Annotated in this window: 20 protein-coding genes; 10 read left to right on the forward strand and 10 right to left on the reverse strand. The window is 67.1% G+C overall.

Going from position 1 to position 24,806, the window contains the following annotated elements; translation table 11 throughout:
- The first annotated feature begins 14 nt into the window (after window positions 1–14).
- On the forward strand, window positions 15–479 hold the full coding sequence (locus QN239_RS25300) for a restriction endonuclease (protein ID WP_499016963.1): 465 nt from the start codon (window positions 15–17) through the stop codon (window positions 477–479).
- Here QN239_RS25300 and QN239_RS25305 read toward each other — a convergent pair.
- Window positions 462–1,607 (reverse strand): citrate/2-methylcitrate synthase, encoded by a 1,146-nt coding sequence (locus QN239_RS25305; protein ID WP_499014569.1) that lies wholly within the window; start codon window positions 1,605–1,607, stop codon window positions 462–464. The two genes, QN239_RS25300 and QN239_RS25305, sit on opposite strands and share 18 nt — an antisense overlap.
- Window positions 1,608–1,703: 96 nt before the next feature.
- Here QN239_RS25305 and QN239_RS25310 point away from each other — a divergent pair, with 96 nt between their 5' ends.
- A complete protein-coding gene (locus QN239_RS25310) occupies window positions 1,704–2,921 on the forward strand; it encodes a citrate synthase (protein WP_499014570.1) in 1,218 nt (405 codons plus the stop codon).
- On the opposite strand, the gene lat is transcribed toward QN239_RS25310, so the two are convergent.
- Together lat and QN239_RS25320 are read right to left on the reverse strand one after the other, a co-directional pair.
- The gene (lat, locus tag QN239_RS25315) at window positions 2,922–4,274 is read right to left on the reverse strand and encodes an L-lysine 6-transaminase (RefSeq protein ID WP_499014572.1); all 1,353 of its coding nucleotides are present in this window, start codon (window positions 4,272–4,274) and stop codon (window positions 2,922–2,924) included. It lies immediately after the preceding gene.
- A 52-nt stretch (window positions 4,275–4,326) separates the two neighbouring features.
- A complete protein-coding gene (locus QN239_RS25320) occupies window positions 4,327–4,785 on the reverse strand; it encodes an Lrp/AsnC family transcriptional regulator (protein ID WP_167157357.1) in 459 nt (152 codons plus the stop codon).
- A gap of 18 nt (window positions 4,786–4,803) precedes the next feature.
- On the opposite strand from QN239_RS25320, the gene hglS reads away from it, so the two are divergent.
- Genes hglS through htpG form a run of 3 tightly spaced genes read left to right on the forward strand, consistent with a single transcriptional unit; the run spans window position 4,804 to window position 9,482 of the window.
- Window positions 4,804–6,018, forward strand: a complete 1,215-nt coding sequence (gene hglS, locus QN239_RS25325; protein WP_499014574.1) for a 2-oxoadipate dioxygenase/decarboxylase — start codon at window positions 4,804–4,806, stop codon at window positions 6,016–6,018.
- Window positions 6,015–7,544 (forward strand): L-piperidine-6-carboxylate dehydrogenase, encoded by a 1,530-nt coding sequence (gene amaB / locus QN239_RS25330; RefSeq protein ID WP_499014575.1) that lies wholly within the window; start codon window positions 6,015–6,017, stop codon window positions 7,542–7,544. The genes hglS and amaB overlap by 4 nt, the downstream gene beginning before the upstream one ends.
- 24 nt (window positions 7,545–7,568) lie before the next feature.
- Window positions 7,569–9,482, forward strand: coding sequence for a molecular chaperone HtpG (htpG, locus tag QN239_RS25335; protein ID WP_499014576.1), 1,914 nt, complete (start codon window positions 7,569–7,571; stop codon window positions 9,480–9,482).
- 110 nt (window positions 9,483–9,592) lie between these two features.
- Here htpG and QN239_RS25340 read toward each other — a convergent pair whose 3' ends face one another.
- The 7 genes from QN239_RS25340 to QN239_RS25370 all read right to left on the reverse strand — a co-directional run bounded on the left by QN239_RS25340 (window position 9,593) and on the right by QN239_RS25370 (window position 18,552).
- Window positions 9,593–10,927 (reverse strand): HNH endonuclease signature motif containing protein, encoded by a 1,335-nt coding sequence (locus QN239_RS25340; RefSeq protein ID WP_499014578.1) that lies wholly within the window; start codon window positions 10,925–10,927, stop codon window positions 9,593–9,595.
- Window positions 10,928–11,075: 148 nt separating this feature from the next.
- Window positions 11,076–12,296 carry a CaiB/BaiF CoA transferase family protein gene (locus tag QN239_RS25345; RefSeq protein ID WP_499014580.1) on the reverse strand — a complete coding sequence of 407 codons (1,221 nt, stop codon included), beginning with the start codon at window positions 12,294–12,296 and terminating at the stop codon, window positions 11,076–11,078.
- Window positions 12,289–13,203: an SDR family NAD(P)-dependent oxidoreductase gene (locus tag QN239_RS25350; protein WP_499014582.1), complete on the reverse strand. Its 915-nt coding sequence runs from the start codon at window positions 13,201–13,203 to the stop codon at window positions 12,289–12,291. The genes QN239_RS25345 and QN239_RS25350 overlap by 8 nt, the downstream gene beginning before the upstream one ends.
- Window positions 13,200–15,047: a flavin-containing monooxygenase gene (locus QN239_RS25355; protein ID WP_499014583.1), complete on the reverse strand. Its 1,848-nt coding sequence runs from the start codon at window positions 15,045–15,047 to the stop codon at window positions 13,200–13,202. Before QN239_RS25355 ends, QN239_RS25350 begins: the two co-directional genes overlap by 4 nt.
- Window positions 15,044–16,225: an LLM class flavin-dependent oxidoreductase gene (locus tag QN239_RS25360; RefSeq protein ID WP_499014585.1), complete on the reverse strand. Its 1,182-nt coding sequence runs from the start codon at window positions 16,223–16,225 to the stop codon at window positions 15,044–15,046. Before QN239_RS25360 ends, QN239_RS25355 begins: the two co-directional genes overlap by 4 nt.
- A gap of 69 nt (window positions 16,226–16,294) precedes the next feature.
- Entirely contained in the window at window positions 16,295–17,707 is a 1,413-nt protein-coding gene (locus tag QN239_RS25365) for an aromatic ring-hydroxylating oxygenase subunit alpha (RefSeq protein ID WP_499014587.1), read from the reverse strand.
- Window positions 17,704–18,552, reverse strand: coding sequence for an SDR family NAD(P)-dependent oxidoreductase (locus QN239_RS25370; RefSeq protein ID WP_499014589.1), 849 nt, complete (start codon window positions 18,550–18,552; stop codon window positions 17,704–17,706). The genes QN239_RS25365 and QN239_RS25370 overlap by 4 nt, the downstream gene beginning before the upstream one ends.
- 140 nt (window positions 18,553–18,692) lie before the next feature.
- Here QN239_RS25370 and QN239_RS25375 point away from each other — a divergent pair, with 140 nt between their 5' ends.
- Genes QN239_RS25375 through QN239_RS25395 form a run of 5 tightly spaced genes read left to right on the forward strand, consistent with a single transcriptional unit; the run spans window position 18,693 to window position 24,801 of the window.
- A complete protein-coding gene (locus tag QN239_RS25375; protein WP_499014591.1) occupies window positions 18,693–20,306 on the forward strand; it encodes an SMP-30/gluconolactonase/LRE family protein in 1,614 nt (537 codons plus the stop codon).
- Entirely contained in the window at window positions 20,303–21,037 is a 735-nt protein-coding gene (locus QN239_RS25380; RefSeq protein WP_499014593.1) for a GntR family transcriptional regulator, read from the forward strand. Before QN239_RS25375 ends, QN239_RS25380 begins: the two co-directional genes overlap by 4 nt.
- Window positions 21,038–21,042: 5 nt before the next feature.
- On the forward strand, window positions 21,043–22,575 hold the full coding sequence (locus QN239_RS25385) for an AMP-binding protein (protein ID WP_499016964.1): 1,533 nt from the start codon (window positions 21,043–21,045) through the stop codon (window positions 22,573–22,575).
- Window position 22,576: 1 nt separating this feature from the next.
- Window positions 22,577–23,344, forward strand: a complete 768-nt coding sequence (locus QN239_RS25390) for an SDR family NAD(P)-dependent oxidoreductase (protein WP_499014594.1) — start codon at window positions 22,577–22,579, stop codon at window positions 23,342–23,344.
- Window positions 23,341–24,801, forward strand: a complete 1,461-nt coding sequence (locus QN239_RS25395) for an AMP-binding protein (RefSeq protein ID WP_499016966.1) — start codon at window positions 23,341–23,343, stop codon at window positions 24,799–24,801. The genes QN239_RS25390 and QN239_RS25395 overlap by 4 nt, the downstream gene beginning before the upstream one ends.
- Window positions 24,802–24,806: the final 5 nt, after the last annotated feature.

A 24,806-nucleotide genomic window follows, 5' to 3' on the forward strand; every position in this document is an offset into this window, starting at 1 on the left:
TGCTCGGCGCGGGTATGCCGTGGAGTCTGGTCGCCGCTGTCGTCGCCGTCGCGGCGCCGCATTTCCTGATAGGTGCCCTTCGCGGGCTGCGCACGCCGTCCGAGCGCGAGGATCCGGTCGCCGGTATGTCGGGTACCGAGTTCGAGGACCACATCGCCCGTATCGCCCGCTCGTGCGGTGTCCCGGTGATCATGACCTCCCTGACCGGAGACTGGGGCGTCGACCTCATCGTCGGAAAGCGACCGAATCGCCTTGCCATCCAATGCAAACGACAGGCCCGCCCGGTGGGCACCGGCGCCATCCAGGAGGTGGTGGCCGGCGCCCCCATGCAGGACTGCACCCACACCATGGTGGTGACGAATCACGAATTCACGCCGGCCGCACGCAAACTCGCCGAACTGCACGACTGCACACTGGTCGGGGGCGCGGAGTTACCCAGGTTGAGGTCCACCATCCGCCGGCTACTGGAGCAGCCCTGAGTGGGGTTCGGGCCCGATATAGCGGGCCCGCGGCCGGATGATCTTGCGTGACTGCGCCTGTTCCAGGATGTGGGCGGACCAGCCGACCACCCGGCTCACGGCGAAGGTGGGGGTGAACATCGCCCGCGGTATGCCGCACAGTTCCATCACCACCCCGGCGTAGAACTCGACGTTGGCCCGTAGCGGACGGCCCTTCCGCCGCTGCGCCAGCACGGATGTCACCGCGCCCTCGACCCGCACGGCACGCTCGACCAGATCCCCGCCCAGCCCGAGCGCGATCGATTTCAGCAGTTCCGCGCGCGGATCCGCGGTGCGGTACACGGCGTGCCCGAAACCCATGATGCGTTCACCCCGGTCCAGGGCGGCGTGGGTCCACGCGGCCGCATTCGCCGGGTCCCCGATGGCATCGAGGGCATCCAGCGCCCGGTCCGGCGCCCCGCCGTGCAGCGGACCGGAGAACGAGCCCAGCGCGGCGCAGAGCGCGGAGGCGACGTCCGCACCCGTCGAGGCCACCACCCTGGCAGTGAAGGTCGAGGCGTTGAAACCGTGGTCCACCGTCGCGATGAGGTACTGCTCGATGGCGCGGGCATGTTCGGGGGCCGGTCGCCGTCCGGTGAGCAGATAGAGCCAATGGGCCGCGACGGGCAGCGTGGGATCCGGGTCCACGGGTTCCCACCCCTGCCGGATGCGGTGCAGGGCCGCCAGCACCGTGGGCGTGATCGCCGACAACAGCACGGTGTGCTGACGGCGGGCGTCCTCGTCGATATCCCAGATCGGCGGCAGGTCGTAGGCCGTCGCCACCGCGGAGAGCACCGTGCGCAGGCCTGCCAGCGGATGCTCCTCGGCACCACCGAGTGCCACCATCCGCAGCATCGCGGTGACGTCGGAAGGGATGGCGCGCAAGGTGCAGGTGCGCGTGGCGAAGTCGGCGGACTCGCCGGCCGACGGCAGCCGGCCGTACAGGAAGAGGAACCACACATCCTCGAAGCTGCGCGTCATCGCCAGTTCGACGGCCGGGTAGGGGCCGTAATGGTAGAAACCCTCGTCACCACGGACGTCGCCGATCGCGGTATCGGCGACCACGATATTGGCCAATCCCGGCGCGGCCTCGATGAGGGCGTCAGACATAGGTGCAACCTCCTGGTTGTTCAAGCAGTACAACCACATTCGGACTATTCTTGATCACAGTCAATGTTGATTTGATCAATATGAAATGAGGACGCGATGGCACCACCCCGGCGTCATACCCGCCGTTGGCCCGCCGCGATCGACCACGACGGACACGACTACCTGACCACCGCCCAGGTCGCCAAGGTGCTCGGGATCAAACCCGAGTCGGTGTACGCCTACGTCAGCCGCGGCCGGCTGCACAGCGTGCGCATCGAGGGGGTCCGCGGCAGCGTGTTCGCGGTCGACGAGGTGGAATCCCTCACCCGCGAGGGTGCCCGGGCCCGGCCGCCGGCCGGTGTGGTCGAGCGGATCCGCACCCAGATCACCTCACTGTCCGGGGACGAGTTGTGCTACCGCGGCCGGCCCGCGCGCGAGCTGGTGACTGCGGACTTCCTGGATGTCGCCCGGTTGTTGTGGGAGCACGAGGTGCCACCACAACACCCCCCGCTGGACCAGGACGCGACAGCCCATCTGCGAGCGGCATTGCCGACCACCGCCACCCGGCTGGATGCCGTCCGGATCGCCGTGGATCTGGCGGGCGCCGCGGATCCGATGCGGTATCAACGCACTCCCGAGGCGGTCACCACCAAGGCGATGCAGATCCTGGAGGCCGTGGCCACGGCGCTGCCACCGGGGTCGAGTTCCGTCGACACGGGTTCGTACGCAAAACGGCTGTGGCCCAAGCTCTCCCCGCTGTCTCCGACACCGCGCCGGGTGGCGGTGCTCAACGCGGCCCTGGTGCTGCTGGCCGACCACGATCTCGCGGCCAGCACCGTCGCGGCCCGGGTCGCCGCGAGCGCGCGGGCCGGAGTCTATTCGGTGGTCGCGGCCGGACTGGCGGCCCTGGACGGTCCCATGCACGGCGGGGCTGCCACCGCCGCCTATCGTTATCTGGTTGGCGCCGTAGATGATCCGGTGAGCGCGGTGGCTGCCAGTCTGCGCGCCGGCGAGCGCATCCCCGGCACCGGCCACCGTATCTACCGCGATCACGATCCACGAGCCGGGGCGCTGCTCGGCCTCCTGGAGCGCGCCGGCGGCGGGGAGCGGATCCGCGCCGCCATCGACACCATTGCGGCGTCTACAGATTTCGTCAACTCCGACCTGGCCCTGGCGGCGATGGCAGTGCAGTTCCGGATGCCCGCCGATGCCCCGGAGACCGTCTTCTGTATCGCGCGGATCGTGGGCTGGGTGGCGCATGCCCTCGAGGAGTATGAAGAACCGATGCTGCGATTCAGGCCCGAGGGGGTTTACGTCGGAAAGCGCCAGAGCTGATCAAAGGGTGTTCAGGACAGCCCGCACCGCGTCGACGGCGGCGTCGAGTTCGTCTCGGGACACCGTGAGCGCCGGCCGGAAGCGCACCGAATCCACCCCACTGGGCAACATGATCACGTGCCGGTCCCACAACCGGTTCACCAGCTCGTCGCGTGCGGCACCCGACGGCATGCTGAACGCGCACATCAGGCCACGCCCGCGCGGATCGCGCACCAGAGCGGGGAACTCGGATACCACGTCGCGCAAGCGGTCCAGCAGGTGGTCGCCGAGCACCCTCGCGTTGCGCATCAGGTCGTCGGCTTCGATGACCTCCAGGATGCGCCGGGACCGGACCATATCGGTGAGGTTGCCACCCCAGGTGGAGTTGATCCGCGAACTCACCGCGAACACGTTGTCGGGCACGTCGTCGACGCGGCCACCGGCCATCAGGCCGCACACCTGCGTCTTCTTGCCGAACGCCACCACATCCGGGCGTACGCCCAATTGCTGGTAGGCCCAGGCGGTTCCGGTCATCCCGCAACCTGTCTGCACCTCATCGAAGATGAGCAGCGCGTCGAACTCGTCGCACAGTGCCCGCATCGCAGCGAAGAACTCGGGGCGGATATGCCGATCACCGCCCTCGCCCTGGATGGGCTCGGCGATGAAACAGGCGATATCGTCCGGGTACGCCTCGAACGCGGCGCGCGCCTGCCGCAGCGATTCCGCCTCCAGCGCAACGGGATCCGCTCCCGGGCGCAGGTATGGCGCATCGATGCGCGGCCAGTCGAACTTCGGGAACCGCGCGACCTTGTTCGGATCGGTGTTGGTCAGCGACATCGTGTAGCCGCTGCGGCCGTGGAAGGCGCCACGCAGGTGCAGTACGCGGGAACCCGGCGCGGCCAGTCCCTGTGACTCATTGCGCCGACTCTTCCAATCGAAGGCCACCTTCAGCGCGTTCTCCACCGCCAGGGCTCCCCCGTCGATGAAGAACAGGTGCGGCAGTGCCGGGTCGCCGAGCACCCTGGTGAACGTAGCGACGAACCGGGCCATGGTGACGGTGTAGATATCGGAGTTGCTCGGCTTGTTGACCGCGATGGCGCCCAGTTCGGCGCGCGACTCCGGGGCCGTCAGCGCCGGATGGTTCATCCCCAGCGCCGAGGACGCGAAGAACGTGAACATGTCCAGGTAGCGGTCGCCGGTGCGGGCATCGACCAGGTAGGAGCCGCGCGATTGTTCGGTGTCGAGCACGAAATCGAAGCCGTCGGCCAGGATGCTGCGGCTCAGGACGGCAGGTACCTCCTGGGCGGACACAGCAGCGGCGGGCACCTCAGAGGCGGGCACGGTCACGTCACGGTCGGGCAGGACAGCAGTCATGCCCGCATCCTAACGCGATATTTACGGTCTACGCCATCGACAGCAGGAATATCTACGGTAGATACTCGCGTCCTTCGTAAAATGTCTGTAGGATGATCGTGCTGCGAGTGCGCACGTTGGCCGCTGTCCGGATCTGTTGCAGCAGGTCTTCCAGCCCTCGCGGCGAACCCACCCGCACGAGCAGGATGTAGCTCTCCTCGCCCGCCACCGAGTGACACGACGCGATCTCGGGTATGTGTTCCAGGCGGGCGGGCGCATCATCGGGTTGAGAAGGATCGAGAGGGGTGATGGCCACGAACGCCGACAGCATGTTGCCGACTGTTTCGGGATCGATGCGGGCCGCGTACCCGGTGATCACGCCGCGCGACTCCAGCCGCCGCACCCGGGCCTGCACTGCAGACACCGACAACCCCGCCGTCGCCGCGAGATGCGCGAGCGTGGCTCGTCCGTCCGTGATCAACTCCCGCACCAGCGCACGGTCAATATCGTCGAGGTGGTCGGCATCGGCCATGGCCGGACCCTACCGCGCGTGATCGAGACATCGCAGCTACGCGCCGCATTCGCCGCAGCCCTGTCACAGATGTACGGCACCGAGGTACCGGCCTACACCACCCTGGTGCAGGTCAGCACCGAGGTGAACCGGGAGTACGCGGGCGATGGACGGTGGGGATCGCTGGACCGGGTGACCGCGGAACGCCACGGCGCCATCCGGGTGGGCAATGCCGCCGAGATGGCGGATGTCGCCGACCTTTTCGCCGCGTTCGGGATGTACCCCGTCGGGTACTACGACCTGCGCGAGGCCGCCTCACCGGTGCCGGTGGTCTCGACCGCCTTCCGGCCCATCGAGGCAGACCAGCTGGAGCGCAATCCCTTCCGGGTGTTCACCTCGATGCTCGCCACCGCCGACGCCAGGTTCTTCGACTCCTGCCTGCGGGCCAGGGTGGACCGTTTCATCGAGCGGCGACAGCTGTTCGCACCCGACCTGATCGCCGACGCCCGTCGCATCGCCGACGCCGGTGGTGCGCGCGACGACGAGGAGGCCGGCGACTTCGTGCGCCGCGCCACCGCCGCGTTCGCCCTGTCCCGCTCCCCCATCGACAAGGGCTGGTACGACGAGCTCGCCGAGGTCTCGGCCGTGGCCGCCGATATCGCCGGTGTCACCACCACGCACATCAACCACCTCACACCCCGTGTCCTCGATATCGACGAGTTGTACCGGCGGATGACCGCCCGCGGCGTCACCATGATCGATGCCATCCAAGGACCGCCGCGCACCGAGGGCCCCGCGGTTCTGCTGCGGCAGACGTCATTCCGGGCGCTGGCCGAACCGCGCCGGTTCCGCGGCGCCGACGGTGTGGAGTTCGACGGCGCGCTGCGGGTGCGCTTCGGTGAGGTCGAGGCGCGCGGGGTGGCCCTCACCCCGCTCGGCCGGGAGCGCTACGACGCCGCCATCACCGATCCGGCACGCTGGACCGATTACTTCCCCGGCACCGACGCGGAGATGGCGGCGGCCGGACTGGCCTACTACGTCGGCGGGGACCCGGCCAGACCCGTTGTCTACGAGGACTTCCTCCCCGCATCGGCCGCGGGCATCTTCCGCTCCAACGTCGATGAGGACGTCCGGGTCTGCGACGCGGTCTCCGATTCCGCGGCGACCGGCCCATACAGCCTCGACTGGATGGCGGGGGCGATCGGCCACCACATCCACGACCCGTACGACCTCTACCAGAAGGCGGCATCATGACCACCATGCAATCGACCCTGCCCACCGCCGGTGAGCTACGTGACCGGGCGCGCCTGGCGCTACAGGCCATCGGCGCCGATCTCGTCGAGGCCGAAACCGGCGTGGCGGCCGGCACCCCGATCACCGGTGACGTGCTGTTCACCGTTGCCGACACTCCGGTGGCCGAGGCCCACTCCGCGATCGCCGCCGCTGCCGAGGCCTTCGCCACCTGGCGCACCACCCCGGCTCCGGTACGCGGCCAGGTGGTGGCCCGCCTCGGTGAGCTACTCGTCGAGCACAAAGCCGATCTCGCCACCCTGGTGACCGTCGAGGCCGGCAAGATCACCTCCGAAGCGCTCGGCGAGGTGCAGGAGATGATCGATATCTGCCAGTTCGCGGTCGGCCTGTCCCGACAGCTGTACGGCAAGACCATCGCCTCCGAACGGCCCGGGCACCGGCTGATGGAAACCTGGCATCCGCTCGGGGTGGTCGGCGTGATCACGGCCTTCAACTTCCCGGTGGCGGTCTGGGCGTGGAACACCGCCGTCGCGCTGGTCTGCGGTGACACCGTGGTCTGGAAGCCCTCCGAGTTGACACCGCTGACCGCGGTGGCCTGTCAGGCGTTGATCGAGCGGGCCGCGCGCGATGTGGGCGCGCCGACCGAGATCTCCCGGCTCATCCAGGGCGGCAAGGAGATCGGCGAGCTCCTGGTCGACGATCCGAGGGTCGCGCTGGTCAGCGCCACCGGCTCGGTGCGGATGGGCCGCGAGGTCGGCCCCCGGGTCGCCCAGCGGTTCGGCAAGGTCCTGCTGGAACTGGGTGGCAACAACGCCGCCGTCGTCACCCCCTCGGCCGATCTGGATCTGGCCCTGCGCGGCATCGTGTTCTCCGCGGCCGGCACGGCCGGCCAGCGCTGCACCACCATGCGCCGGGTCATCGCGCACCACTCGGTGGCCGATGAACTGATCACCCGTATCACGGCCGCCTACCGCACCCTGCCGGTCGGTAATCCGGCGGCCGACGGCACGCTGGTCGGCCCGCTGGTGCACGAGCGCGCCTACCGCGACATGGTGGGTGCACTCGAACAGGCCCGCGCCGACGGCGGCGAGGTGGTCGGCGGCGAGCGCGTGGACCTTGGCGAGGGTTCGTACTATGTGCGCCCGGCCGTGGTCCGAATGCCCGCCCAGACCGCGGTGGTGCACGACGAGACCTTCGCCCCCATCCTGTACGTGTTGACCTACGACACCCTCGACGAGGCGATCGAACTCAACAATGCCGTCCCGCAGGGGCTTTCCTCGGCGATCTTCACCACCGACATCCGGGAGGCGGAACGGTTCATGGCCGCCGACGGCTCGGACTGCGGTATCGCCAACGTCAACATCGGCACCTCGGGTGCCGAGATCGGCGGCGCGTTCGGCGGGGAGAAGCAGACCGGCGGCGGCCGCGAGTCCGGCTCAGATTCGTGGAAGGCCTATATGCGCAGGGCCACCAACACCGTCAACTACTCATCCGAGCTGCCGCTCGCCCAGGGGGTGCAGTTCGGCTAGCTCGGCCGGTTTTACTATGGCTGCGTGAGCGATCAGGTCGAACAGCGGGAATTCCAGGCAGAGGCCCGTCAGCTGTTGCAGCTGATGGTGCACTCCATCTATTCCAACAAGGACTCGTTCCTGCGGGAACTGGTGTCGAACGCCTCCGACGCCCTGGACAAGCTGCGGCTCGCGGCGTACCAGGACAAGGATCTCCTGGTCGACACGTCCGATCTGCACATCGACCTGGACCTCGACTCGACGGCGCGAACGCTGACCGTCCGGGACAACGGCATCGGCATGTCCCGCGACGAGGTCGTCGACCTGATCGGCACCCTGGCCAAATCCGGCACCGCCGAGATGCGGAGAAAACTGCAGGAGTCCAACGAGAGCACCGAAGAGCTGATCGGCCAGTTCGGCGTCGGGTTCTACTCGACGTTCATGGTGGCCGACAAGGTCGACCTGCTCACCCGCAAGGCCGGCGAAAACACCGCCACCCGGTGGGAATCCAGCGGTGACGGCACCTACACCATCGCCACCGTCGACGACGCCCCGCAGGGCACATCGGTCACGCTGCACCTCAAGCCCGAGGACGCCGACGACGAACTGCACGACTACACCGCACCGTGGAAGATCCGGCAGCTGGTCAAGAAGTACTCCGACTTCATCTCCTGGCCGATCCGGATGGAGGTCGAGAAGACCGTCCCGGCATCGACGGAGGAGGGCGCGGAGAACACCGAGCCGACCGTCACCGTCGAAACCGAGACGATCAACTCGCGCACCGCGCTGTGGGCCAAGCCCAAGAGCGAGGTCTCCGACGAGGAATACAAGGAGTTCTACCGGCACATCGCGCATGCCTGGGATGAGCCGCTCGACGTCATCGCGATGAAGGCCGAGGGAACCTTCGAGTATCAGGCGCTGTTGTTCATCCCTTCGCAGGCGCCGTTCGATCTGTTCAACCGGGACGGGCACAGCGGCGTGCAGTTGTACGTCAAGCGCGTCTTCATCATGGGTGACTGCGATGAGCTGATGCCCGAGTATCTGCGGTTCATCAAGGGTGTCGTCGACGCGCAGGACTTGTCGCTCAACGTGTCTCGCGAGATCCTGCAGCAGGACCGCCAGATCAAGGTGATCCGCCGCAGCCTCACCAAGAAGGTGCTGTCGGCGATCAAGGACCTTCAGGCCAACCGACCCGACGACTACGCGACCTTCTGGACCCAGTTCGGGCGCGCGTTCAAGGAGGGCCTGCTCTCCGACCCCGACAACCGCGAGACCATCCTGGGACTGTCGTCGTTCGCGTCAACCTTCAGTCCGGACACCCCGACGACGCTGGCCGACTACGTGAGCCGGATGCGGGACGGCCAGGAGCAGATCTTCTACGCGACAGGCGAATCCCGCCGGTTGCTGGACAGCTCGCCGCACCTGGAGGCGTTCAAGGCCAAAGGCTACGAAGTGCTGTTGCTCACCGACCCCGTCGACGAGGTGTGGGTGGAGTCGGTGCCGGAATTCCAGGGCAAGGCGCTGCAGTCGGTAGCCAAGGGTGAAGTCGACCTCGGCTCCCGAGATGACGAGACCGACGCCGACCGCAGCGAGTTCGCCGATCTGCTGACCTGGCTGCAGAAGACGCTCGACGACCATGTCAAGGAGGTGCGTCTGTCCACTCGGCTGACCTCGTCGCCGGCCTGCCTGATCACCGACACCTTCGGTATCACCCCGCAGTTGGCGCGCATGTACCGCGCCTCCGGCCAGGAGGTGCCCGTCGGCAAGCGCATTCTGGAGATCAACCCCGATCACGCCCTCGTCACAGGTCTGCGGGACGCCTTGGCCGCGTCACAGGACGGGCTCAGCGATACGGCCGAGTTGCTCTACGGCACAGCCCTTCTCGCCGAGGGGGGCTCCCTCGACGATCCGGCGCGGTTCGCTGCCATTCTCGCCGACCGGTTGGCCAAGACCTTCTAGCCGGACGTGCACGACGGTGAGTCGTCGTGGCGGGTCCGACGGCGTCATCTCCGCCGGCTCCCGCCGCTCGTGCGATTCCCTGTGTAGTTGTCAAGGTGCGCCCCACTCGGTTATGCGGCGGCGGGCAGATCGGTCATGGTTCGTCGTGCGTGCGAGCGCATGTGCGGCGGTTCGGGACCGGCCGGATCGTGGGGTGGGATGAACCAGGGGTGGCGGTCAGGGCCCAGGTAGACCTGCCACTCGCTGTGGTGGATCAGGGTGTGGTGGCATCGGCAGAACAGCACGCCGTTGTCCAGGCAGGTGATGCCTCCAGTGCCCCACGGCTCGATGTGGTGGGCGTCGCACCACGACACCGGCCTCCCGCAGCCGGGGAATGCGCAGCCACGGTCGCGTGCTGCCAGTGCTTTACGAATCCTGGGTGAGAACAGCCGCTCACTGCGCCCCACGTCCAGCGGCGCGCCGGCGTCGTCCACGATCACCGATCCGAGAGAGCTGTCACAGGAGATCAGGTCGGCGGTGGTGGCACTGACCGGCCCGGTGAAACCGAGGGTGTCCACGCAACCGTCATCGGGCGCCCCCGTCCGCCCTGCCCCGGCCGGCCGGATGAGGGTGACGTGCGGGAGCACACCACCGGAGGTCGGACGCTGCGAGCTCGACAGGTAGCCCCGCACCAGCTGACCGAATGCGTCCGCACGACGCCTGCCGGTCGACCGCGGGTCCGGTGATCCATCCGGCAGCGGCACGGGCCGGCACAACGGGTCCAACGCTGCGAACAATTCCTCACCGGTCAGCACATCGAGATCGAGGGTCGCGCTGACCCGTCCGTCGTCGTTCTGCACCAGCGTCATCTCGTTGAGGTCACTGTTCTCCGCGATCGGCATCGTCCCCTCGTCGTGCGGTTGCCTCGAGGCTTTGTCGATGGCGATCTCGCGGGCTTTCTTACTCACCTCCGCGGGCGTGGTCTGGATCATCAGCAACGTGGCGACCGTCGCCCTGTCCTCATCGGACAACGCGACCCTGGCACTGATGTGTGCGACGCCTTTGCCGACCGCGTCGGCGAACTCGATGCCGAGCCCACCCAGACGCTGTGCCCGGGTGAGGGCCGGCAGAGTGTGCGCGGCCCGCCCCACCCGTACAGCCCTGCGCGCGGCGCCGGGGGCCACCCCCAGGCTGATGAGCAGATCGGCTCCCGAGCGCAGGTGCCGGCGCGCCGGGATCCCGAGACGCTCGGCGGCCGCGGCCGCTTGCGCGATCACATGGTCGAACAGGTTCCGGGCGATGATCGCCGCGGCCAGCACAGCGAGCACCGGCTGTTCATCGACCACCCGCCGGGGACGGTCGAGCAGATCGAACAGCGTGCGCTCGACGCCCTCCTCGGGCGGAGGCGCCGCGGTGAGGTCATCGATGAGCGCGTCGACGATGGCATCGAGATGGGTGGCGTCCATGCCAGATACCCCAACCTTTCGCAAAGGTGCTCGCGGGCAGACGATTCAGGATCGACAAGGCAATTCGGCTCGGAGAGTCCCACGGGGACCAACGAACCTCTCAGCGACGCAGTCGCGGGCAAAGCTCACCGGGTATCGGGAGCAACAATCAACTCGAACGTATGTTCGATGCTACGCCATGCGCGGATGCCGCGCAAGCGTCATCTCCGGCGGACACGTTCTCGTGCCGAGGCAGCGCCTGCAGTTCGGCCAGCACCGTCTCGGTGTCGGCACCGAGTTCGGGCGCCGGTCCCCGAACGCGTCCGGGCGTCCGGGAGAACCAGGTGGGCACGCCGGGGAAGCGCACCGGCCCGTGTGGGGTTTCGACCGTCTCGAACAGACCGACCGCGTTGAGGTGCGGGTCGTCGAACAACGCGTCCAGGGTGTTGATCGGAGCGGCCGGGATCTCCAGGTCCCGGAACAGCCCGAGCCACTCCTCGGTGGTGCGTTCCTTCAGCGTCTGCGCCACCAACCCGTACACGGTGTCGATCCGGCGTGCCCGCTGTTCCAGCGTATCGAACTCCCCTGTGTTCCAATCGGGTTGGACACGGTCGACGAATCCGCGCCAGTGCTTGTCGTTGTAGATCAGCGCGGCGATCTGACCGTCTTTGGTCTCATAGGGCCGCCGGTTGGGTGCCACGGCCCGCGGGTACACGGCCGGCCCGAGCGGAGGCGAGAACATCGCGCCGTTGGCGTGTTCGACGAGCATGAAGGAGGCCATCGTCTCGAACATGCTGACCTCCACCTCCTGGCCCTCACCGGTGCGTTCCCGGTGGAACAGCGCCATCGTGGTGGCGTAGAGCGCCGTCAGGCCGGCCACCTTGTCGGCCATGATGGTCCCGACGTAGCCGGCTTCCCCGGTCAACTGTTGTTGTACCGCAGGCAATCCGCACTCGGCCTGGATCGTGTCATCGTAGGCGGGCCGGTCCGCATTCGGGCCGCGCCGGCCGTAGCCGTAACAGTTGGTGTAGACGATCGACGGGTTGAGCTCGACGACGTCGGCGTAGCCGAATCCCAGTGCGGTGATCGCCTTGGCCCGCATCGAGTGGATGAAGACGTCGGCAGTCCCGATCAGTCCGCGGAGCGCCGCTTTGCCGTCGTCGGTGTGCAGGTCCAGCACGATCGCCCGTTTACCGCGGTTGACGTTGACGAACACCCCGCTCATCCCCGGGGACGGCCCCACCGAAATGAATCGGGTGTTATCCCCCTGCGGCGGTTCCACTTTGATCACGTCGGCGCCCATGTCGGCCATGATCTGGGTGCAGTACGGCCCCATCACCATGGCGGTGAGGTCGATGACCCGCACCCCGGCCAGCGGTCCGTCAAACATGGGTCGCCTTCGCAAAACTGTAGCGGATGTGGTCGGTGTGCCCATCGGGCGCAGGCGGGAAGATCACCGGCTCAGACATATCGCGGATTCCGTCGATATTGTCGGCGACGTCCTCGATGGTCCACGACGGGCGGTACACCCCGGGACTCTCGGCGATGAAGGCGCGGGCCACCCGGCCGCCGATCGCGACCAGCATCTCGCCGGTCACCGAACAGGATTCGTGGGCCAGCCAGCCGACGGTCGGGGCCACCAGCTCGGGCCCCATCGGCGGATACGCCGAGATGTCGATGCCTTCGGCCATCCGGGTGACCGCACTGGGGATGATCACGTTGCACCGGACACCGTCCGCGGCTCCTTCCAGGGCCACCACATTCGACAGTCCGATCAGCCCGGCCTTGGCCACCCCGTAGTTGGCCACATTGTGGTTGCCGTAGAGCCCGCCGATGGACGAGGTGAGCACGATGCGGCCGTAGCCGGCGGCACACATGACCGGAAATGCCGGCCGGACAACGTGAAACGCGCCGCGCAGGTGCACGTCCAGCACGGCGTCGAAGTCCTGAGGGCTCAGCTCCTTCAGCGATCCGCGGCGCACGGTGCCGGCGTTGTGGATGAGGATGTCGATGCCGCCGAAGTGCCGGATGGCGCTGTCGATGATGGCCTTTCCGCCGTCGACGGTGACCACCGAATCGGTGTTGGCAACGGCCTGCCCGCCGGCGGCGACGATCTCATCGGCCACCTGCTGCGCGGGAGTGCCGTCGGAACCGTCGCCGGTGAGGCTGCTACCCGGATCGTTGACGATGACCTTCGCACCTCGCGATGCCAGCAGCAGGGCGTACTCCCGGCCCAGACCCCGGCCGCCGCCGGTGATGACGGCGACACGATCGTCGAATCCCAGGGCAGCGCTCACGTGAGTTCCAGCCCGTCGAGGTCACCCTTGGCCCGCCACTGGGCGAGCAGATCGTCGAAGGCATAGAAGCCGGGCGAGTAGAAGTCCCCGAGGAACGATCCGTTGCGTTCCGCACCCCCGCGTCCCTCGTTGTTGTAATAACCAGGGGTGCAGGAGAGTTCAAACGCCGAATTGTCGATCGCCAGTTCGCGGACCGTCGACACCCAGGCGTCCTGACCTTCCCGGCTGGGCTCCACCGTGGTGGCGCCTCGGTTCTGGGCCTCGGCGATGATGTAGGCGATGTGCTCGGCCTGCTGTTCGAACATCGCGGTGGTGTTGGCCGACACCCCACCCTGGATGAAGCCCATGAAGAACTGGTTGGGGAAGCCACGGCTGGTCATCCCGTGCAGTGTCTGGTAATCGTCGGCCCAGTGGTCGAACAGCGACAGCCCGTCGCGGCCCACGATCCGGTCGATCGCGAACCGCCGGCTGATCTCGGTGGAGATCTCGAAACCGCTCGCGAAGATCACGCAGTCGACCTCGTATTCGACACCGCCGGCGACGATCCCCTTCTCGGTGAGCCGTTCCACACCCTTGGATGCCGATACATCGACCAGGGTCACGTTGGGCCGGTTGAACGAGGCCAGATAGTGCTCACTCGAGGTCGGCCGCTTGCACATGAAGCGGTAGTAGGGCTTCAAGGCCTCGGCGGTATCGGGATCCTCGACGATCGCGGCGACGCGGCGACGCAGCCGCTCCATGATCTTGTAGTCCTCTTCCTCGCGGAACGCCATGATCTGTTCGATGGTCACCGCTGCCGGGTCATCGCTGGCCGCGATCCGGGCGGTCAGGTTGCGACCGAGCTCGGTCCAGAAGTCGCACACCAGATCTGGTTCGCCGAACACCACGCCGACGAACGGCGACCAGTTGTGGAAGTTGCGCTTGCGTTCCTCCTGCCAACCCGGCTGCAGCGACGCGGCCCAGGCCGGATCGGTGGGCGGGTTGGAGCGCGCGTCCACCGATGACGGCGTCCGCTGGAAGACGAAGAGCTGCCGGGCATCACGGCCGAGGTGCGGGACCAGCTGGATGCCGGTGGCACCGGTGCCGACGAGTGCGACGCGCTTGTCCGCGAGTTTGTGCAGACCGCCGTCGGCGTCACCCCCGGTGTACTCGTAATCCCAGCGCGCGGAATGGAAGACGTGCCCGGAAAAGTCCTTGATACCGGGTATCCCCGGCAGCTTCGGGCGGTTGTAGGAACCCTGCGCCATGACCACGAAGCGGGCCCGGATGTCGTCACCGCGGTCGGTACTGATCTGCCAGCGCCGCGTTGCGTCATCCCAACGCAGTTCACGCACCTGGGTGGAGAACAGCGCGCCGTCGTAGAGACCGAAATGCTTCCCGATGTTGCGGCAGTGCTGGAATATCTCGGCGCCGTCGGCGAACTTCTTACTCGGCATGAAGTCGAGTTCTTCCAGCAGCGGGACATAACAGTACGCGTCGTTGTCACACTGGATTCCGGGGAAGCGATTCCAGTACCACACCCCACCGAAGTCACCGGCCATCTCGATGACGCGGATGCCCTCGACCCCGGCCTTCTTCAGATAGGCCCCCGCCAGCAGTCCGGCGAAGCCCCCGCCGAGGATCACGATGTCGGCGTCTTCGGTGATCGGATCCCGTTCGGCCACCGTCGTATACGGATCCACCTCGTAGAACTCGGCGAAATCGCCCTCCAGCTCCAGGTATTGATCGGCCCCCTCGGACCGCAGCCGCTTGGCCCGCTCGGCGGCGTACTTCTCGCGGATCGCCGGGATGTCGATATCGGCGGGCGTATCGGTGGGCCCGCAGCTGTTTTCGATCGTCGTCATACGGTGGCGCCCTCCGGCAAGGCGGCGGCGTGCAGCGGTGCCGCCAACTCGTGCACGGCGGGCAGCACCTCCTTGGCGAACAGCCTGGTGCTCGCAAAAGCGTCCTCGTACGGCATGGTGCCGAACTGCGGAACGATGGTCACTTCGGAGAACGAGCACGCCTCCTGCGCGGCCTTGAGCTTCTCGAACACCACGTCGGGGGTACCGATCAGCAGATTGGAGGCGTGGTATCCGGGCGGGCCGCCCTTCTTCTGGTCACCGGTCACCGCGGACGCGAGCACCGCGGTGGCGGTGGCCTCCCGCGCCGCGTAGGCCTCATAACCCTTGACGCCCTTGAAGTTCGACGCATCGGCGAAGCCGTAGTGCACGTTGACGTCCCGGTTGGCCGTCCAGATCCACTGCTCGGTCAGGGCGGCGAGCTTGTCGTCCTCCTTTTCGGTGACGTACATGAACATCACGTTCTTGGGCTGACAGGGCTCGAATCCCTCTTCGGCGCGGAAGGTGTTGACCTTGCGGACCTCCTCCCCGGCATCCCAGATCGGCTTGTTGCCGACGAACAGCGGCACCATGCCGCGCCGCGACAGGATCTCCAGTGACTCGGCGGTCGAGGACGAGCTGTAGATGCGGGAGAACAGATCCTTGCTGATCGGCTCGGGGCGCAGCGACATCTCCGGGAACGTGAAGATCTCGCCCTCATAGGAGAACCGCTCACCGGAGAATGCCAACTCCAGGATGTCCAGGGTTTCGTTGAACCGCTGCCGGCTCTCCTCGCGGGGCACCCCGACGGCATCGAACTCGGCCTTGGACACACCGCGCCCGATACCGATGGTGTTGTACCGGCCGTTGGAGACGATGTCCAGGTAGGCGATCTGGTGGGCCAGCCGCACCGGATTCCACCATGGTGCGACCGCCACGAAGGTGCCCAGGCTGACCCGCTCGGTACGCCCGGCGAAGTAGGTGAGCGCCTGAATCGGGTTGGGCGTCATACCGTATGGCGTGCCCTGGTGCTCGGGGAACCAGATGCCGTCGAACCCCAGCGGCTCGGCCAGATCACCCAGCGCCAGCGCGGCCTGGACGCACTGATAGTCCGGTGTGGCGGGCGGGGTACTGAAATCGCCCGCCATCACCCGGTCCCAGTCCTGCGAGTTCTGCGCGCCGGTGCCGAGGTTGACCTTCATTTTCGTCTCTCCTTCTCATGATTTCGGCGCGCTCGCGATCGCTGAGCGAGCGTCAGCGCGCCGAAATCGCTAGATGTCTTGGGGCTCTCCGTCGCCCATGTACTTCGACAGCTGGTGGTGCAGGTTGACCGTGCTGCGCTCGCGGTACGGATTGGGCAGCGTGCCGGGAAAACCCGCCGACTTCATGCCCTGCTGTACCGCCGCCATATTGGAGAAATCCTGCGGCAGCACCGACAGCCAGTTCGGGGAGCCCTTCGGGGTGTAGACCCATTCCGTCTCGGGCTCTGCACCTTTCGGATACAGCTCGAAGACCGCGACCTCGAAGATGCACTTGTCCGGGTTGTAACTCGGATCGGGGCGCGCGGAGTAGCACAGCGCACTGGTCAGGCCCTGGCCCACCTGGAAGTTCGGGAAGAGCTGCCACGCCGTGCCGCTCTGGCCGAGGATGTCGGGTGGGATGGTCGGCCAGATCACGCCGCGGGCCTCGTCGTCGCGGCGGGCCGAGGCCAGCCAGTGCGCGAGCACCTCGTCGGCCGGCGTGCCCTCGGGCAGTTCGTCGACGAGGCGCCTGGCAGCGTCGACCAACGTCTTCGTCGTCGTCGCGTTGGTCTCCTCCATGGTGTAGACCTGCATTTCTGCGGTGGAGATGCGCGGGTCTCCGGTGCCCAGACGGATCTTGGATTTGGTCTCGTCCATGCCCTTCGGCGCGTCATAGCCGATATTGCTGTGCTTGCCCTGCGCCTTGGCCCAGCCTTTGAACTCGCCGAACTTGTTGAACTCCGGATGGGTGGTGAACACGTGGTAGGTCTCGTTGAAGGCCTCCATCGCGACTTTCCAATTGCAGTCGAAGTACAGCCATTTGCGCCACTTGTAGCGCATGTTCTCCAGCCCGAACGGATCGAGGATCTTGGCGGCCGGGAAGAGGTAGTCGGCCAGCGGTTCGCAGTGCGGGTCCATGTTGATGAACAGCCAGCCACCCCAGGTGTCGACCCGAACGGGTGCCAGGTGCGTGTTGTGCGGGGTGAGTGCGCCCTGCCAGTCGTCCTGCTCACGGATGTGGGTACAGGTCCCGTCGAGCCCGTAGGTCCAGCCGTGGAAACCGCAGACGAACGACTTGCGTGCCCGGCCGGTCGCGTTCTTGGCGCCCTCGGGGTTGTCGATCAGCTTGCGCCCGCGGTGCATGCAGACGTTGTGGTGTGCGGTGAATTCCGCCGGACCCGTTCGCACCACGATGATCGAGTCGTCGAGGATGTCGTAGGTCAGGTAGCTGCCGATCTCCGGGATCTCCTCGACCCGACCGACCTGCTGCCACACCTTGCGCCACAGCCGGTCCCGTTCGTGGCGGGCATAGACCGGTGAGATGTACGCGTCCACCGGGATGGTCATCGGCGTGGACAGGTCCTCGGCGATCTCGCCCGTGGAGTCATCGGGTGCGGCGTCGATCTCGATGGCGGCGTCGAGATCGGATTCGGTGTGGGTCACTGGATCCTCCTGATGGCGTCGCGGAAGTTCTCGTCTTTCAGGAAGAGCGACGTGTTGTCCGCTCCCAGATGCGTCCAGCGCAGGTTCAGGCCACCGTCGACCAGCAGTGTCTGCCCGGTGACGTAGCTCGAGAGATCCGACAGCAGGAACAGGATCGCGCCGGCCTGCTCCTCGGGTGTCCCCCGGCGCCCCATCGCGATGGCCCGCCGATCTCGGTCGGGATCGGCGTCGACATACGTCGCCGAGGCGGCGGTCTCGGTGACACCTGGGGCCACCGCGTTGACCCGGATGCCTTCCGGGGCAAGCTCCGCGGCGAGCGTTCTGGTGGCGGCCACGATCGCCGCTTTGGCGGTGCCGTAGGCCACGTGGAAGGGCGCGGAGTTCATCCCGGAAATCGACGACACCGAGACGATCGAGCCGGGTTTGGACTCCGCGCGCAGCTCGCTTGCCACGGCCTGGCTCATGAAGAACATGGTCTCCAGGTTGGCGGCGAACAGGTCCCGCCAGTCCTGACGCGTCACCCTGGTCGACGGCATCCAGGTCGACGGAGCCGCTCCGCCGGCGACATTCACCAGTCCGTAGAGCGCGCCCTCGGCATGGTGGACCACATCCATCACCGTGGCGATGCCCTCATCGGTCGAGGCGTCCGCCGCCACCGGCAGTACTGCCAAGCCCTTGTCGGCCAGGGGCGCGACGTGGGTGTCGAGATTGTCCTGCGACCGGCTCACCGCGATGACCGTCGCACCGGCCTCGGCGGTCAGCCGCGTGACCGTCGTACCGATACCGCCGCCACCGGCGCCCGACACCACCACGATGCGGCCGGCGAGATTCAGCAGCTCGTTCACGGTCTCAATTGTCCGTACAAGAATTCACGTTCTTCATATTGCAGAACACTATTCCGCAGGGCATTTGCTGCGTCAAGACCGCTAACAGACCCTCTAGTCTCTATTGTCTGGACTAGTTCGACCTTGGTAGCGTCCTGCCCATGACCACCCTGCAGGCCGGCCGATATACCGCCGGCACGGCGCCGGAGGCGGCGGCCGGATGGACCGTGACGCGATTGACCGAGCCCAGTCGGCTGTTCGGCGCGAACGGTGTGCGTACCGGCCCGGACGGGCGGCTCTACATCGCGCAGGTCACCGGCAGCCAGATCAGTGCCGTCGACGTGAACACGGGCACCATCGAGACGATCAGCGCCAAAGGTGGTGACATCATCGCTCCCGATGACGTCGCATTCGGGCCGGACGGAACGCTGTACGCCACCGAGGTGATGGACGGCCGGGTCAGCGCACGCGAGGCCACCGGCCGGACCCGCGTGCTGCGCGACGACCTGCCGTCGGCCAACGGCATCACCGTTCACCACGGACGGCTGTTCGTGAACGAATGCCGCGAAGGCGGCCGGCTGTTCGAGCTGGACCCGGGCGGCGGCGAGCCCCGGCTGATCCTGGCGGATCTGCCGTCCCCCAATGCGATGGAGGTCGGACCGGACGGCTTGCTGTACTTCCCGGTGATGAACGCCAACCAGATCTGGCGGGTCGACCCCGACGGCGGCGAACCCGAGGTGGTGACCGGCGATCTCGGGGTTCCCGACTCGGTGAAGTTCGATGCCAACGGTGACATCGTCTCCACGCAGGTGGCCAGCGGGCAGGTGCTCCGGATCGACCCGCGCAGCGGCAGACACACCGTACTGGCGACCCTCACCCCCGGGTTGGACAACTGTGCCTTCGTCGACGGAAGGCTTTTCGTCTCCACCTTCACCGGTCTGATCACCGAGGTCTCGCCCGACGGGCAGACCGCGACGATGCTGCCGGGTGGGCTGAACTGGCCGCTGGACCTCACCGTCGACGCCGGCGGCAACCTGTACGTCGCCGACGGCACCTACTTCTACCTGGTCACACCCGAGGGCGCCCTACGGACCGTGGGCATGCTGTTCAGCCCCGGCTACCCCGGCTTCCTCCGGGGGCTGGCGCCGTCGGGTCCGGGCGAATTCGTGGTCACCACCTCGGGTGGCCAGGTGGCACGCTATCGGCCCGCGGCCCACGAAACCGATTATCTGGCAGACGGTTTGGACCAGCTCTACGGTGTGGCACTGGCGGGCGATACACCGATCGTGGTGGAACAGGGCACCGGTCGACTGCTGGCGATCGGTGCCACCGGCACCGACACGCTGGCCACCGGCCTGGACACCCCGGTGGGCGTCGCGATCGATCCAAACGGTCATCCACTGGTATCGGTGGCCGGCGCGGTCCTACGCGTGACCGGATCGGGCACCGAAACGGCCGTGGACGATCTGGTGACACCGCAGGGAATCCTGGTGCGTGGCAACGTGCTCTATATCGTCGACGCCGGATCCAAGGCCGTACTGTCGGTCGACTTGATCACCGGGGCCCGTGACACCCTGGCCGCCGGCCTCCCCATCGGGGCCCCTCCCGGGGTGACACCCAAACCACTGCGCGGCATGCCGCCGTTCTCCGGGCCGCAGGGACCGTTCGCCGGGATCACCGCGGGCCCCGACGGGACGCTGTACGTGTCGGCCGACGGGGAGGGCAGCGTGCTCGCGCTGCGGAAAGGCGTGACACGAGTGGGAGCCCAGACATGACGACCGAGGCCACCGAACATCGCTACCTTCAGGTGGCCCGCACGCTGCGCAAGGAGATCGTGGACGGGATATACCCCGTCGGATCCCAGCTGCCGACCGAACATGAGCTCTGCGAACGGTTCGCGGTGAGCCGTTACACCGTGCGGGAGGCGTTGCGCCGCCTGCGCGATGACCATCTGGTGTCCTCCCGTCCTCGAACCGGCACCCAGGTCATCCCCCGCACCTCGTCGAGTTCCTATGCGCAGGACGTGATGTCGATCGACGACCTGCTGGCCTTCGCCGCAGGTGCGCAGTTCGACATCGAGTCGAACGCGATGGTCACCATCGACGCCGAGACCGCCGAGCGCACCGGGCTCGATATCGGTGAGCAGTGGTTGGCCGTGACCGGGTACCGTCGCGCCACCGACGGCAACCCGATCTGCCGCACCGAGTACTACATCAACCGGGCCTTCGCCGCGGTCGGCCGTCTGCTACAACGCCATTCGGGCCCGATCTTCCCGCTCATCGAAGACCTGTTCGGTATCAGCGTCGTCGACGTCCACCAAGAGATCGCCGCTGTGCTGGTGTCCGACGACCTGGCCGTAGCACTGGGCGTCACCGCGGGCGCGCCGGCGCTGCAGATGCAGCGCACCTACACGACCTCCGACGGTGACATCGCCCAGGTCACCGTGAACACCCACCCGGCAACGCAGTACCGGCACTCGATGACGATGCGGCGCGTCACACCGTGACCACCATTCCCCCGTCGCTTCGCTCGCCCCAGACCCCTCCCCCGTCGCTTCGCTCGCCCCAGACACTCGCCGACACCCTGCGCGAGACGGCGCAGCACGATCCGGGGCGGGTGCTCATCGTGGACGGCGACACCCGGGTGGACGCCGCGACGCTGCGGGACCGGGCCGCTGCACTCGCCCGGTCCATGTCCGAGCGGATGCCGCCCGGCAGTGTGGTGTCGTTCATGCTGCCGAACTGGCACGAGGCGGCGGTGGTGTACCTGGCCGCGACGTGGGCGGGCATGGTGGTCAACCCGGTACTGCCATCCCTGCGCGATCGTGAACTGCAGTTCATTCTCGCCGACGCGGATGTCCGAATGATCTTCGTACCGGGAGTGTTCCGCGGGTACGACTATCCCGCGATGTTGGCCCGGGTGGCGGCAAAGCTGACCACACCGCCGCAGGTGGTGGTGGTCCGCGGCCACGGACTCACCGATTACGTGTCTCTTCTCTCCGGGGAGCCCCTGGTCCCCCAGACCCACGATCCCGCGGCCGTGCGCATGCTGATGTACACCTCGGGCACCACCGGGCGCCCGAAAGGTGTTCTGCACAGTCATCGTTCGATCGGTGCACTGATAGCGCAGATCGGTGCGCATTGGCGGGTCGACGCCGGTGACACCTTCCTGGTGCCCTCGCCGATCGCCCATATCGGCGGCTCGATCTACGCTTTCGAGTGCCCGCTGCTGTTGGGGTCCACCGCCGTGCTCATGGAGAACTGGGACCCGGACGCGGCGGTGGCGCTGATGACCACCCACCGATGCACCCATATGGCCGGGGCGACCCCGTTCCTGGAGGGCCTGCTCGGCGCGGCCGAGCGGGCCGGCACCCGGCTTCCCGATCTGAAGGTCTTCGTCTGCGGCGGGGCGTCGGTACCGCCGTCGTTGATCCGGCGCGCCACCCAGAGCTTCGAAAACGCCTTGGTGACAAGGGTGTACGGGTCCACCGAAGTGCCGGTCAGCACCGTGGGGTCCCCCGAGGACCCCGACTGCGCCGCCGACACCGACGGCAGACCCGGTATCGCCGATATCGCGGTGGTCGACGGTGAGATCCGGGTGCGTGGCCCCCAGATGCTGGTGGGTTACCTACACGCGCAGGACAACGACCTCGATGCCGACGGGTACTTCCGCACCGGGGACCTCGGCCGGCTCACGCCGGACGGCTACCTGGTGGTGACCGGCCGCGCCAAGGACCTCATCATCCGCAACGGCGAGAACATCTCCGCCAAGGAGATCGAAGACATCCTCATCGGGCATCCAGGTATCGACGAGATCGCGATCGTGGGCATTCCCGACGAGCGCACCGGGGAACGCGCGTGTGCGGTCATCGTCAGCACCGAGAACCCCCCACCCGATGTGGCCGCGCTGCGCAGCCTGCTCGACGAGCACGGGGTCGCCAGATTCAAGGCACCCGAGCAGGTCGTCATATGGGAGGCACTACCGCGCAACGACGCGGGAAAAGTGCTGAAGCACAAGATCCGAGCAACCCTGGTGAGAGGCTGACATGCAGGTAGCGATCGTGACGGGCGCCAGCAGCGGCATCGGATTCCGCTGCGCCACCTTGCTCGCCGAAACCGGGATGACCGTGTTGGGTGTGGGCCGTGACGAGCACCGGCTCGCCGAACTACGTGCCGCCGGCGGCGAATCCGTGCACACCCTGGTCGCCGATCTGGTCGACGATGACGCGCCGAAGCGCATCGTGGAAACCGCAGTGTCGACATGGGGGCACGTCGACTATCTGATCAACAACGCCGGCGTGGGCAGCCCCAAGCCACTGCACGAGACCGATGACGAAGCACTGGACCATTTCCTGGGCCTGATGCTGCGGTCCCCGTTCCGGCTGTCCCGGGACACGTTGCCGCACATGCCGTCCGGCTCGGCCATCATCAACGTCACCTCCACCTTCGCGGTGGTGGGCGGGCTGCGCGGCGGGGCGTACTCCGCGGCGAAGGGCGGACTGACCGCGCTGACCACACATATCGCCTGCCAGTACGGTGCCCACGGCATCCGGTGCAACGCGGTGGCACCGGGTGTGACGCTGACCCCGATGGTCGCCACCCGCCTCGAGGATGACCGGTTCCGCAAGATCAACACCGAGATGACACCGCACACCCGCCTGGGCACCGTCGACGACATCGCCGGCACGGTGGCGTTCCTGTGTTCTCCCGCAGGGAGTTTCATCAACGGCCAGACCATCGTCGTCGACGGCGGTTGGAGCTCGACGAAGTACCTGTCAGATTTCGCACTCGACTCGCGGTGGGTCCAGCAGTGAACCTGTTCGGCGTACTCGACCAGGCCGCCGCCCGCTTCGGCGACCGCGGCGCGGTATACCTGGGCACCCGGCAGCTGCACACCTGGGCACAGTTGCGCGACAGGGCCCTGCGACTGGCCGGTTCCATCACCGCAACGCATGACACCGGCGCCCGGATCGCCATCGCCAGCGAGAACCGGCCGGAGATCATCGAAGTGATGTTCGCGGTGTGGGCTTCCGGGTGTGTCGTGGTACCGATCAACTTCAAGCTGCATCCGCGCGAGATGGCGCAGATCCTCGACGATGCCGGTGTGTCACTGGTGTTCGCCTCCCCCAAGATCGCGGTGGGGCTCGACGGTGCGCCGGTGGAAGTCCTCGGCGGCGCGGGTTACGACGTCCGCCTGACCCATGCTCCGGCGGTGCGCGCGAATACCGATCCGGGCGCCCTGGCCTGGCTGTTCTACACCAGCGGCACCACCGGAAAATCCAAGGGCGCCATGCTGTCACATCGCAATCTGATGGCGATGACGGTGGCGCATCTCGCCGACTTCGACGCACCGGACGAGAATCACAGCCTGATTCACGGTGCGCCGATGTCGCACGGTTCCGGTCTGTACATCGCGCCGTACGTGTTGCGCGCGGCGCGGCAGGTCATCCCCGAATCGGCGGGGTTCGAACCCGCGGAATTCCTCGACCTGTGCGATCACCATCCGGGCGTGAGCTGTTTCCTGGCACCGACGATGGTGCAGCGTCTGGTGGCAACCGGCCGTCCACGCCCGCAGAACCTGACGACGGTGGTCTACGGCGGCGGACCGATGTACGTGGACAGTCTCAAGAAGGCGATGGCCGCCTTCGGCCCGATCTTCGTGCAGCTGTACGGCCAGGGCGAGGCGCCGATGACGATCACCGGGTTGCGCCGCCACGATCATCTCGACGCGAGCGACGCGGTGCTCGGTTCGGTCGGCTATGCGCGGTCCGGTGTGGAGGTCGCCGTGCTCGACGATGACGGCACCCCGGCCGGTATCGACGAGGTCGGCGAAATCGTCTGTCGCGGTGACGTCGTCATGTCCGGGTACTGGAACAACGCAGCGGCGACGGCGGCCACCCTGGTCGACGGGTGGTTGCGCACCGGTGACCTGGGGTCGTTCGACGGGCGCGGATTCCTCACCCTGCGGGATCGCAGCAAGGACGTGGTGATCAGCGGTGGCAGCAACATCTATCCGCGTGAGGTCGAGGAAGTCCTGATCGAGCACCCCGACGTCGTGGAGGCATGCGTCGTGGGCGCCCCGGACGACGAATGGGGTGAGGTGGTCGTCGCTTTCATCGTCGGGACCGCCACCGAGGACGCTCTCGACACGCATCTGCTGGAGCGCATCGCCCGCTTCAAGCGACCCAAGCGGTATGTCCACGTCGACGAGCTGCCCAAGAACAGCTACGGCAAGGTACTCAAGCGGGAGCTGCGTGAGCTCGTGCGCTGAGCACT

Source organism: Mycolicibacterium sp. Y3, from assembly GCF_051188035.1.
In the GTDB taxonomy this organism is placed as follows: domain Bacteria; phylum Actinomycetota; class Actinomycetes; order Mycobacteriales; family Mycobacteriaceae; genus Mycobacterium; species Mycobacterium fluoranthenivorans.

What these genes read in the sequence shown, in the direction of transcription:
- QN239_RS25300 (WP_499016963.1), top strand. Translation starts at nt 15, where the DNA reads ATGCCGTGGAGTCTGGTCGCCGCTGTCGTCGCCGTCGCGGCGCCGCAT.
- QN239_RS25305 (WP_499014569.1), bottom strand. Translation starts at nt 1,607, where the DNA reads ATGTCTGACGCCCTCATCGAGGCCGCGCCGGGATTGGCCAATATCGTG.
- QN239_RS25310 (WP_499014570.1), top strand. Translation starts at nt 1,704, where the DNA reads ATGGCACCACCCCGGCGTCATACCCGCCGTTGGCCCGCCGCGATCGAC.
- lat (WP_499014572.1), bottom strand. Translation starts at nt 4,274, where the DNA reads ATGACTGCTGTCCTGCCCGACCGTGACGTGACCGTGCCCGCCTCTGAG.
- QN239_RS25320 (WP_167157357.1), bottom strand. Translation starts at nt 4,785, where the DNA reads ATGGCCGATGCCGACCACCTCGACGATATTGACCGTGCGCTGGTGCGG.
- amaB (WP_499014575.1), top strand. Translation starts at nt 6,015, where the DNA reads ATGACCACCATGCAATCGACCCTGCCCACCGCCGGTGAGCTACGTGAC.
- QN239_RS25340 (WP_499014578.1), bottom strand. Translation starts at nt 10,927, where the DNA reads ATGGACGCCACCCATCTCGATGCCATCGTCGACGCGCTCATCGATGAC.
- QN239_RS25345 (WP_499014580.1), bottom strand. Translation starts at nt 12,296, where the DNA reads ATGTTTGACGGACCGCTGGCCGGGGTGCGGGTCATCGACCTCACCGCC.
- QN239_RS25355 (WP_499014583.1), bottom strand. Translation starts at nt 15,047, where the DNA reads ATGACGACGATCGAAAACAGCTGCGGGCCCACCGATACGCCCGCCGAT.
- QN239_RS25360 (WP_499014585.1), bottom strand. Translation starts at nt 16,225, where the DNA reads ATGAAGGTCAACCTCGGCACCGGCGCGCAGAACTCGCAGGACTGGGAC.
- QN239_RS25375 (WP_499014591.1), top strand. Translation starts at nt 18,693, where the DNA reads ATGACCACCCTGCAGGCCGGCCGATATACCGCCGGCACGGCGCCGGAG.
- QN239_RS25380 (WP_499014593.1), top strand. Translation starts at nt 20,303, where the DNA reads ATGACGACCGAGGCCACCGAACATCGCTACCTTCAGGTGGCCCGCACG.
- QN239_RS25390 (WP_499014594.1), top strand. Translation starts at nt 22,577, where the DNA reads ATGCAGGTAGCGATCGTGACGGGCGCCAGCAGCGGCATCGGATTCCGC.